The organism is Labilibaculum sp. DW002 (assembly GCF_029029525.1).
In the GTDB taxonomy this organism is placed as follows: Bacteria; Bacteroidota; Bacteroidia; order Bacteroidales; family Marinifilaceae; genus Paralabilibaculum; species Paralabilibaculum antarcticum.
In genome coordinates, this window is record NZ_JAKJSC010000003.1 from 255097 (window position 1) to 265750 (window position 10654).

Genomic DNA, 10654 nt, shown 5'->3' on the forward strand with positions numbered 1-10654 from the left:
CTCTTTTTTTGCTTGAATATCTAAATGTACTTGTTGAATTCTCCCTTTTTAAAGGGAGATGTCCGATAGGACAGAGGGGTGAAAGCACACCCTTTCGCCTGTCGGCACTTTCCCAGAAAGAATCTTTAGTTTATAGGTGGTTATTAATCTTCTTTTATAGGATTCCAACCTTGTGCTTGCAATTCAATTTCGACACCATCTCTTGTTACTAAGTATTTGCCTTTTGATTCATTTGTGATGTGTCCAATCACTTTCACATCTTCCATCTCCTCAATCGCATCAAATTTGTCTAGAGGTACGGTGAAAAGTAATTCGTAATCTTCACCACCATTAAGCGCAAAAACTGAATAGTTCATATTCAACTCCTCTGCCATTTTATGAGTTTCGTAATCAATAGGGATTTTCTCTTCGTAAATCTGACAACCCACTTTTGAATCTTCACAAATATGGAAGAGTTCCGATGATAAGCCATCAGAAACATCAATCATGGCTGTAGGAACGATTTTAGCGTCTTGTAAGCTCTCAAAAATATCTTTTCTAGCCTCTGGCTTTAACTGACGCTCTAGGATGTAATCGTGACCTGTTAGGTCTGGTTGAATCTCCGGGTTATTTTCGAAAATACGTTTCTCTCTATCTAATAGTTGAAGACCAGCATAGGCTGCTCCCAGATTACCTGAAACGCAAATTAAGTCGTTAGCTTTTGCTCCGCTACGATATGCGATTTGATCTTCATCAGCTTCACCAATGGCAGTTACTGAGATGCAAAGTCCCGTTAGTGATGAAGTCGTGTCACCACCAACTAAATCGACATTATATTTCTCGCACGCCATATTTATGCCTTCATAAATCTCATCAATGGCTTCGAGAGTGAAACGCTTTGAAATCGCTAAAGAAACAGTCACCTGCTTAGGCTCAGCATTCATGGCGTAAACATCAGAAACATTTACGACAATTGCTTTATACCCTAAATGACGCAGAGGTGTATACATCAAATCGAAATGAATCCCTTCAACCAAAAGATCAGTTGTAACAACAGTTTTTTTGTTTTTGCAATCAATAACAGCAGCATCATCGCCAACACCAACATTGGAGCTTTCGTGTTTTAGCTTGATATTTTTAGTAAGGTGTTTAATTAGTCCGAATTCTCCTAATGTTGAGATATCAGTTCCTTTTGCATTGTTTTCTTGCATAATATCGTTTATATATTAAAGCTAATTTTTGATAGTATGCCGATATATAAATAAAAAGAGGCAAGAAGTTTGCGAACTTGACGCTCATTTATTTAGTAATCGGTATAATATCCTCAATTAATGATATTGAAATTTGACTGCAAAGGTAGATAAAAATTAGAAATGGAAAATCATACTTAAGTAATTGGTTTTTTTCTATTCATGAAGAAGAACGCTCTTTGATTATTTTTCTGATATGAATGTTGGTAGAATCGTGAAGAATACGCTTAAATATTTTGATGAAATTGAAAATTTTCAACTATTTCGGATTCTTTTTGCGGATGATTGATTGAAAACGTATCCTTTCCAATTTAATTACGTTATCTAATAAAAGGACTTCTAGGTATTTTATTTGCTTTTAGTAAAAAGATATCTAAATTCTTTATTATATTTGCATCAAATTTCATAGGGGCATGCACTTGTAAGTTAGCTTAATGATAAAGCAGTTGTTTGCGAAACTATAGCAATGTATTCTCCATTCGGATTTTTAATATTGAATTCTTTTATGAAAGTATTCCTTCGGGAGCTTTCTACTTGATACTTGAACAACATGGCTAAAGAAGAACAAGATAAAATATTGAACGAAGTCACGCAAAGTGATTACAAATATGGTTTTTCGAGTGACATCGATACAGACTCTATTGCAAAGGGTTTGAGCGAAGATGTGATTCGTCTGATTTCGTCTAAGAAAAACGAGCCGGAGTTCATGTTGGAATTTCGATTAAAAGCTTACCGTCATTGGTTAACCATGAAAATGCCTGAATGGGCACATCTGGATATTCCACCAATCGACTATCAGGATATTATTTACTATGCAGCTCCTGTCCAAAAGGCGAAGTTGGAAAGTATGGATGATGTAGATCCTGAGATTCGTGCAACTTTCGACAAACTGGGTATCCCTTTGGATGAGCAAAAGCTTTTATCGAATGTTGCTGTTGATGTTGTTATGGATTCATCTTCGGTGAAAACGACTTTTAAAGAAGCTTTAGCTGAGAAGGGAATTATTTTCTGTTCATTCAGCGACGCCGTTCAGGATCATCCGGATTTGATTCAGGAGTATATGGGAACGGTTGTTCCTTATCGCGACAATTTCTTTGCGGCTCTAAACTCTGCAGTATTTTCGGATGGCTCTTTTGTTTATATTCCTAAAGGCGTTCGTTGCCCAATGGAACTATCAACCTATTTCCGAATTAATGCGGAGAATACAGGTCAGTTTGAACGTACTTTGATCATCTGTGAAGACGAATCATATGTAAGTTACCTTGAAGGTTGTACGGCACCAATGCGTGATGAGAATCAATTGCACGCCGCAATTGTTGAGATCATCGTTAAGGATAATGCTGAAGTGAAGTATTCAACGGTTCAGAACTGGTATCCAGGAAACAAAGATGGCCTTGGAGGTATTTACAATTTTGTAACCAAGCGTGGAATTTGTGAAGGCGTTAATGCTAAGTTAATGTGGGCTCAGGTTGAAACAGGATCTGCAGTAACTTGGAAATACCCATCTACAATATTAAAAGGTGATGGTTCATCAAGTGAGTTCTACTCAGTAGCTGTAACCAATAATCATCAGCAAGCCGATACGGGAACGAAGATGATTCACATCGGTAATAACACAAAGTCAACGATTATTTCGAAAGGTATTTCTGCAGGGAAATCGAACAACTCTTACCGAGGATTGGTAAAAGTGGTTAAGAATTGCGAAGGCGCCCGAAATTTCTCACAATGTGATTCGCTTCTATTGGGCGATAAGTGTGGTGCACATACTTATCCTTATTTGGAAGTTCATAATAAATCGGCTAAAGTCGAGCACGAGGCAACCACCTCGAAAATTGGTGAAGATCAGATCTTTTATTGTAACCAGCGAGGTATCTCAACCGAGGATGCTATTGGCTTAATTGTTAATGGTTACGCTAAAGAGGTGATTAATAAAATGCCTATGGAGTTTGCTGTTGAAGCACAAAAACTATTGGCAATTAGCCTCGAAGGCTCTGTCGGATAATCAATATATAAAGTAAGTAGAACCCAACGCATAACTGCGACAAAATAGAAGTGACATGTTAAGCATTAAAAATTTACACGTTTCCATTGATGGAAAGAAATCCTAAAAGGGATTAACCTAGAAATAAAGCCAGGAGAAGTTCATGCTATCATGGGCCCTAATGGCGCAGGTAAAAGTACATTGGCTTCAGTTTTGGCAGGACGCGAACTTTTTGAAGTTACAGAAGGTGAAGTAGTTTTTGAACAAAAAGATCTTTTAGATCTGTCTCCAGAAGCTCGTGCAAAAGAAGGTATCTTCTTAGGCTTCCAGTATCCAATTGAGATTCCAGGTGTTTCAACTGTTAACTTTATGAAGACAGCTGTAAACGAGCATCGCAAGTATAAAGGATTAGAGCCCTTAAAAGCTGCTGATTTCTTAAAGTTGATGCGAGACAAAAAAAATCTGGTAGAGATCGATTCGAAGCTGACTAATCGTTCAGTAAACGAAGGTTTCTCTGGTGGAGAGAAAAAGAAAAATGAAATTTTCCAAATGGCTATGCTTGAACCTAAGTTAGCTGTATTGGATGAGACTGATTCAGGTTTGGATATTGATGCACTTCGTGTTGTCGCCAATGGGGTTAACAAATTGAAGAATGCAGAGAATTCAACTGTTGTGATTACTCACTATCAGCGTTTGCTTGATTATATTGTACCTGATGTAGTTCACGTTTTATTCGATGGACGTATCGTAAAAACTGCCGGTAAAGAGTTAGCGCTTGAATTGGAAGAAAAAGGATACGACTGGATTAAGGAAGAAAACGGAAAATAGTTGAACGCGATGAAGCAGTAGGTGAGATGTAATATCAACTTATTGTTTTGTGTCTAAATATTTAAACAAATGGCCGATATAAATACAATTAATAAGGATTTCGCAGATCTGTTCGAGCAAGGCAAAGAATTGCTTTCGAGTGGCTCTTCTGATCATATGAATGCAGCTCGTGAAAAAGCTTTCGTTCAATTTCAGGAATTAGGCGTACCTACTCTTGCCAACGAAAATTATAAGTACACAAATTTAGTTCCTGCATTTGATCATCCTTACACGGTTGATTTACAATACAGAACTGTAATTGGTGACTTGAATGAATTGTTTTACTGCGACGTTCCAGAGTTAGATACCAATTTGGTATTGCTTTCGAATGGTTGGTATTACAATCAGAATAGAGAATTAGATATTCCTAAAGGTGTTATTGTTTGTAGTCTGCAAGAAGCAGCTGAAAAGCATAGCGAAATTTTCGAGAAACACTACGGGAAATATGCTAAGCCAAACGAAGAAGGTTTGGTTGCGCTAAACACAGCTTTAGCTAAGGATGGTGTTTTTATTTACGTTCCTAAAAATATCGTAGTTGAAAAGCCTATTCAGGTGATTAACCTACTTCGTTCAGATCGTGATTTAATGGCGACTCAACGTAACCTGGTTGTGATTGAAGAAAATGCTCAGGCAAAATTAATTTTTTGTGATCATACGCTAACTCATAACAAATACTTATCGAATACAGTAAGTGAGATTAATGTCGCTAAAAATGCAGTTTTCGATTTATATACCTTGCAAAATCAGCATTTGAATGCAACTGTGCTAAACTCTGTGTTTATTCGTCAGGAAGCAAATTCAAATGTATTGACTAATACACTATCTCTATATGGTGGAATGATTCGTAACAATCACTACACTTTATTCGATGGAGAGCATTGCGAAAATCATACTTACGGTATGTATTTGATGGACCGTCAGCAGCATGTTGATAATTTTACTTTTGCAGATCATGCTAAGCCTAATTGTGTAAGCAATGAGCATTTCAAAGGTGTAATGGATGATGATGCGACTGCAGCTTTCACAGGAAAGATTCACGTTCGTCGCGATGCACAAAAAACAGAGGCTTATCAGAGTAATAACAACCTCCTGTTATCCGAGAATGCTGTTATCAACACAAAGCCTCAGTTAATTATCGATGCTGATGATGTGAAGTGTAGTCATGGTGCAACTGTTGGTCAGATGGATGATGACGCTTTATTTTACCTACGTGCTCGTGGTATTCATGAAGAAGAAGCTCGTATGATGTTGATGTTTGCTTTTGCTCACGAAATCATCGAGAAAATTAGAGTTGACGCCCTTAAAGATCGTATTGACGAATTGGTTGAAAAACGATTAAGAGGCGAAATCTCTAAGTGTAATACATGTGCAATTGCTTGCAGTAACTAGGATTGTATTTTTTTTAGAATGACAATAGATATCGAAAACATACGTAAAGACTTTCCTATTTTAGAGGAAATGATTCACGGTAAACCTCTTGTTTACTTTGATAATGCTGCAACTACTCAAACGCCAAGTCAGGTAACTGACGTGATGTTAGAATACTACAATAAGTATAATTCCAATATCCACCGAGGGGTTCATTATTTGAGTAATAAATCAACTGAAGGGGCAGAAAATGCTCGTCTTAAGGTTCAGAAGTTTATTAATGCAGCACATTCTCATGAAGTTATTTTTACTGGAGGAACAACTGAGAGTATCAATTTGGTTGCAAACTCATTTGGGGAATGCTATATTTCCGAAGGTGATGAGGTGATTGTTTCAGAAATGGAGCATCATTCGAATATTGTGCCATGGCAAATGCTTTGTCAGCGAAAGAAAGCGACTTTAAAAGTTATACCTTTCAACGATAAAGGGGAATTGATGATTGAAAAATTACCTGATCTGATTACTGATCGCACAAAAATTCTTGCTGTAAATCATATATCAAATTCACTAGGAACAATTAATCCTATAAAAGAGATTATTGATTTTGCACATTCGAAAAATGTGCCTGTTCTTATCGATGCCGCACAGTCGGTTCAGCATAAGAAAATCGATGTTCAAGCTCTTGATGCTGATTTCCTAGTGTTTTCAGGTCATAAGCTGTATGGACCTACAGGAATAGGTGTTTTATATGGGAAAGAGAAATTCTTAAATGAGATGCCACCTTGGCAAGGCGGAGGTGAGATGATTCAGGAGGTTTCTTTTGAAAAAACAACCTACAATGAATTGCCATTTAAATTTGAAGCCGGTACGCCAAACTATATAGATGCAATCGGACTTGGTGCAGCTATCGACTATGTTGAGACAATCGGTTTGGATAGTATCGATGCATACGAGCAGGATTTATTAAAATACGCTACAGAAAAATTTGAGGCAATTCCGGGCATGAAAATCTATGGAACTGCAAAAAATAAAACATCTGTGATTTCGTTTCTAATCGATGGAATTCATTTCTACGATATGGGAATGTTGCTCGATCAAATGGGAATAGCAGTTAGAACCGGAACCCATTGTACCGAGCCTGTCATGCAGCATTTTGGTATTGAAGGAACGGTGCGAGCATCCTTTGCTTTTTATAATACAAAAGAGGAAATTGATTCACTATACAATGGAATCTTAAAAGTTTGCAAAATGTTTGTACATTGAGCCAGTTTTTAAAAGTTAAAAGAAAATCAAGAAATGACCATAAACGAAATACAAGAAGGAATCATTGAAGAATTCGCTGGTTTTGAGGACTGGATGGATAAATATGCATACTTAATCGAATTGGGTACAGATCTTTCTGGTTTGGATGAGCAATATCAAACAGATCAGAATTTAATTAAAGGCTGTCAATCTAAGGTTTGGTTCAATGCTAAATTGGAAGATGGGGTTGTGAAATTAGAAGCTGATAGTGATGCGATTATTGTAAAAGGGATTGCTGCTTTGTTGATTCGAGTATTCGATAATCAAACACCTGAAGCAATTATGAATGCTGATTTAAAATTCATCGATGAGATCGGATTGAAACAGCACTTGTCTCCAACACGTTCAAACGGTTTGGTTTCTATGGTGAAGCAAATCAAAATGTATGGACTTGCGTTTAATCACGTGAATAAATAATACAGAAATGAGTAGAAAACAAACAGAAGAAATTATCGTAGAGATTTTAAAAACGATTTACGATCCTGAAATCCCTGTGAATATTTACGACTTGGGATTGATATATGAAATTGATGTTTACGAAGATGATGAGGTGAAAGTTTTGATGACTTTGACTGCGCCTAACTGTCCTATGGCCGATCAGATTCTTGAAGAGGTGAACGAAAAAATTAAGGCTTTGCCACAGATTAACGATGTAACTGTCGTTTTAACTTTCGATCCACCTTGGGATAAGGACATGATGACTGAAGAAGCAAAACTCGAATTGGGTTTTCTATAAAATATAAAGGACTGTTTTTACGGTCCTTTTTTTATGATCTTAATTTTACCTTTATGTACAGACGCACGGCCGTGTGTCTCTTCTGAAGAATAATTGAACGCAGATGTGTAGTATCGCAAACACATATTATCATTCGGCTCAACAATATTTTAAAATTATTACCTTCAATTTGTGAATTTAACTTTAACAGCAAAATCACAACTTATAAGAGATAAAGCCAAAGAACTTGGTTTTGATCTTTGTGGTATTGCAGAGGCTGATTTTCTCTCCGAAGAAAAGGAGCGTTTCATTGACTGGTTAGATAAAGATTATCATGGTGAGATGGGCTATATGGCAAACAATATAGAGAAGCGCCTCGATCCCCGACTTTTGGTTGAAAATACCAAGTCAATTGTAATGGTTGCTCTTAATTATTTCCCAGAAAATACTCAAGAAGATTCTGAAGCACCAGTTTTGGCAAAATACGCCTATGGAAAGGATTATCATTTTGTAATAAAAGAAAAGTTAAATGCCCTTTTGGAGTATATAAATCAGGAGATTGGAGAAACGCAAGGACGAGCCTTTGTTGATTCAGCTCCAATATTAGAACATGCTTGGGCACGAAAGGCTGGTTTGGGGTGGATTGGAAAAAATTCATTACTCCTTAATCGTAAAATTGGCTCTTTTCTATTTCTTGGTGAGTTGTTAATTGATATGGAATTGGAATATGAGAATCCTATCTACCAAGATTTCTGTGGAGGATGCAGTAAATGCATTCGATCGTGCCCAACTGGTGCAATTACCGAACCATATGTAGTTAATGGAAGTAAGTGTATTTCATATTTCACTATTGAATTGAAAGATGAAATTCCTGAGGTGATGAAGGGGAAATTTGAAAATCGTGTGTTTGGTTGTGATATTTGCCAGGATGTTTGTCCATGGAATCGAATGGCAAAAGGAAATACGGTTCCTGAATTCGAACCAAACCCAGATTTGCTTGCTTTATCTAAAGAGGACATGGAAACTATGGATGCGCATCAGTTTGGGGAAGTGTTTAGAAATTCTGCAGTAAAGCGAACCAAATTTAAGGGCTTCAAAAGAAATCTCGATTTTCTACAAGACTAACACATTTATCTGCACACTTCTTTTTTTAAGTTTATTTCTGTAAAATTGTTTAGTCTTTATAATACCACTTGCTCAATTCTCGAGTTTTTGCTAATGTTTTATAAAATTAGATTTAAATGATACACAATATAACGCACATCCATTCATTTGATAATACTCGTTTGTTTATGCAATCATGGCAACCGAAAAATGAAGCGAAAGCAGTTATTTGTTTGGTGCATGGAATTGGTGAGCATTCGTCTCGTTATTACGAATGGGCAGAGCGATTTGTGGATGTCGGATTCGCATTGCTAAGTTTCGATCAGAGAGGACATGGATTGTCAGATGGAAAACCTGGAGTCATTTCTTCCTATGAGGATTTCATGAATGATATTGATGTTGTCTTGGAGGAAACAAATAAACTTTTTCCTGACTTGCCATTTTTTCTTTACGGTCACAGTATGGGTGGTGGAGAGGTTTTGAACCATTTGCTAAAAAGAAAGGCCAACTATTTGGGCGTAATTTCTACTTCACCCTGGATTGTAAGTCAAGCATCTCCGCCTAAATTTGTACTTCCTTTTCTTCGAATGATGGATAAGATCATTCCTTCATATAGTATTCCTACAAGTTTTGATGCAAATCTGTTAAGTCATGATAAGGAAGAAGTGAAAAAATACAATGAAGATGAATTAATTCATCATATGGTATCCTTTCGTTTATTCGTGGATGCTTATGATGCGGGATATTTTGTCTTGGATAATAATAATGACCTTCAAAAACCACTACTTTTACTTCATGGAACTGATGATGAGATTACCAGTTGCCAGGCGAGTCAAGCTTTTTCTGAAAGTTGCATCAATAAATGTACCTTTATTAAATACGACAAGGCGTTTCATGAATTGCATCATGATTTTTGTAAAAATCTCGTATTTTCGGATATTTTGCTTTGGCTCGAGTCTCAATTAAAAGAAAATAAGTAAAGATACATATATGGTAAATTTTCGAACGAAAGTAAAAATTCAAGAATCCAAGGATAAGTTTGGCTACAACTCTAAAGCGATAATGCTAGGTTCTTGTTTTGTTGAAAACATCGGCGAAAAGTTATTTGGGTATAAATTCGATTGTAATGTTAATCCTTTTGGCGTAATATATAATCCTATTAGTGTTGGTGAAAGTTTAAAAATCCTTCTCGAGAATAAAGAATTCAAGGAAGAGGATTTAAATTTTGCCAATGATTTATATTTTAGTTTCTCACATCATAGTCGTTTTTCACATGCCGATGCAAATGAATGTTTGCATTTAATCAATACAGAAATAAAAAAATCATCATTAGATCTGGCTAATTCTGATGTTTTGTACATCACATTTGGTACTTCTTGGGTTTTTGAATTACTCGATTTAGGAAAGATTGTATCTAATTGTCACAAATTACCAGCTAAAGATTTTCATCGATATCGACTTGAGGTTGATGAAATCGTTAATTACTACAAAGAATTGATTATTTCTCTTTCTGTTTTTAACCCAAACTTGAAAATTGTTTTCACTGTAAGTCCAATTCGACATTGGAAAGATGGTGCTCATGGGAATCAGTTAAGCAAATCTACTTTACTATTGGCTATAGATCAGCTAGTGCAGTTGTTCGAACAGGTTTCTTATTTTCCGTCTTACGAAATCGTAATGGATGAATTAAGAGACTATCGTTTCTATTCGGAAGACATGTTGCACATGAATTCTACGGCTATAAATTATATTTGGGGTCGTTTTGTGGATACCTACATGGAGAAAAGTGTACTGGATGTAATGAAGAAGGTGGAAAAGATTGTTTCAGCTTCTAATCACAGACCCTTTAATCCCGATACTATAAGCCATCAAGAGTTTATAACCAGAACTTTACATGATATTGAGAAACTGCAAAGTCAATATCCGAATATCGTATTGGATAAAGAAAAATCAGTTTTGTTGAAAAATTTGCACATATAGAGTGGACATTCTCATTTGTATTTTGTAATTTGTTTTTCCGTTTCGGATAAAAAAATAGCTTCTGATTATCAGGCAGCTATTTCTTTTTGTAAAAATAGTTTGCATTTC

At 36.1% G+C, this 10654-nt stretch carries 10 protein-coding genes; 9 read left to right on the forward strand and 1 reads right to left on the reverse strand.

The features are described from left to right. Positions 1 to 143: 143 nt before the first annotated feature. On the reverse strand, positions 144 to 1190 hold the full coding sequence (gene thiL, locus L3049_RS15345) for a thiamine-phosphate kinase (protein WP_275110699.1): 1047 nt from the start codon (positions 1188 to 1190) through the stop codon (positions 144 to 146). 589 nt (positions 1191 to 1779) lie between these two features. Between thiL and sufB the strand changes: the two genes are divergently transcribed. From sufB to L3049_RS15390, 9 genes are all read left to right on the forward strand, one after another. After that, a complete protein-coding gene (gene sufB / locus L3049_RS15350; protein ID WP_275110700.1) occupies positions 1780 to 3231 on the forward strand; it encodes a Fe-S cluster assembly protein SufB in 1452 nt (483 codons plus the stop codon). 150 nt (positions 3232 to 3381) lie between these two features. Continuing rightward, positions 3382 to 4038 (forward strand): Fe-S cluster assembly ATPase SufC, encoded by a 657-nt coding sequence (gene sufC, locus L3049_RS15355; protein ID WP_425440820.1) that lies wholly within the window; start codon positions 3382 to 3384, stop codon positions 4036 to 4038. Positions 4039 to 4107: 69 nt separating this feature from the next. Further along, a complete protein-coding gene (gene sufD, locus L3049_RS15360) occupies positions 4108 to 5466 on the forward strand; it encodes a Fe-S cluster assembly protein SufD (protein ID WP_275110701.1) in 1359 nt (452 codons plus the stop codon). Between the two features lie 18 nt (positions 5467 to 5484). After that, positions 5485 to 6708 carry an aminotransferase class V-fold PLP-dependent enzyme gene (locus tag L3049_RS15365; protein WP_275110702.1) on the forward strand — a complete coding sequence of 408 codons (1224 nt, stop codon included), beginning with the start codon at positions 5485 to 5487 and terminating at the stop codon, positions 6706 to 6708. 33 nt (positions 6709 to 6741) lie between these two features. Beyond that, positions 6742 to 7164, forward strand: a complete 423-nt coding sequence (locus L3049_RS15370) for a SufE family protein (RefSeq protein ID WP_275110703.1) — start codon at positions 6742 to 6744, stop codon at positions 7162 to 7164. A 7-nt stretch (positions 7165 to 7171) separates the two neighbouring features. Continuing rightward, positions 7172 to 7483, forward strand: coding sequence for a metal-sulfur cluster assembly factor (locus L3049_RS15375; protein ID WP_275110704.1), 312 nt, complete (start codon positions 7172 to 7174; stop codon positions 7481 to 7483). 171 nt (positions 7484 to 7654) lie between these two features. Continuing rightward, a complete protein-coding gene (queG, locus tag L3049_RS15380) occupies positions 7655 to 8587 on the forward strand; it encodes a tRNA epoxyqueuosine(34) reductase QueG (protein ID WP_275110705.1) in 933 nt (310 codons plus the stop codon). Positions 8588 to 8703: 116 nt separating this feature from the next. Further along, positions 8704 to 9546: an alpha/beta hydrolase gene (locus tag L3049_RS15385; protein ID WP_275110706.1), complete on the forward strand. Its 843-nt coding sequence runs from the start codon at positions 8704 to 8706 to the stop codon at positions 9544 to 9546. A 10-nt stretch (positions 9547 to 9556) separates the two neighbouring features. Continuing rightward, positions 9557 to 10546 carry a GSCFA domain-containing protein gene (locus L3049_RS15390; protein WP_275110707.1) on the forward strand — a complete coding sequence of 330 codons (990 nt, stop codon included), beginning with the start codon at positions 9557 to 9559 and terminating at the stop codon, positions 10544 to 10546. The last annotated feature ends 108 nt before the right edge of the window (positions 10547 to 10654 follow it).

Excerpts from the sequence above, each read along its gene's own strand:
- L3049_RS15370 (WP_275110703.1), top strand. The coding sequence starts at position 6,742 with ATGACCATAAACGAAATACAAGAAGGAATCATTGAAGAATTCGCTGGT.
- thiL (WP_275110699.1), bottom strand. The coding sequence starts at position 1,190 with ATGCAAGAAAACAATGCAAAAGGAACTGATATCTCAACATTAGGAGAA.
- L3049_RS15365 (WP_275110702.1), top strand. The coding sequence starts at position 5,485 with ATGACAATAGATATCGAAAACATACGTAAAGACTTTCCTATTTTAGAG.
- L3049_RS15390 (WP_275110707.1), top strand. The coding sequence starts at position 9,557 with ATGGTAAATTTTCGAACGAAAGTAAAAATTCAAGAATCCAAGGATAAG.
- L3049_RS15375 (WP_275110704.1), top strand. The coding sequence starts at position 7,172 with ATGAGTAGAAAACAAACAGAAGAAATTATCGTAGAGATTTTAAAAACG.
- L3049_RS15385 (WP_275110706.1), top strand. The coding sequence starts at position 8,704 with ATGATACACAATATAACGCACATCCATTCATTTGATAATACTCGTTTG.
- sufB (WP_275110700.1), top strand. The coding sequence starts at position 1,780 with ATGGCTAAAGAAGAACAAGATAAAATATTGAACGAAGTCACGCAAAGT.
- sufD (WP_275110701.1), top strand. The coding sequence starts at position 4,108 with ATGGCCGATATAAATACAATTAATAAGGATTTCGCAGATCTGTTCGAG.
- sufC (WP_425440820.1), top strand. The coding sequence starts at position 3,382 with ATGGGCCCTAATGGCGCAGGTAAAAGTACATTGGCTTCAGTTTTGGCA.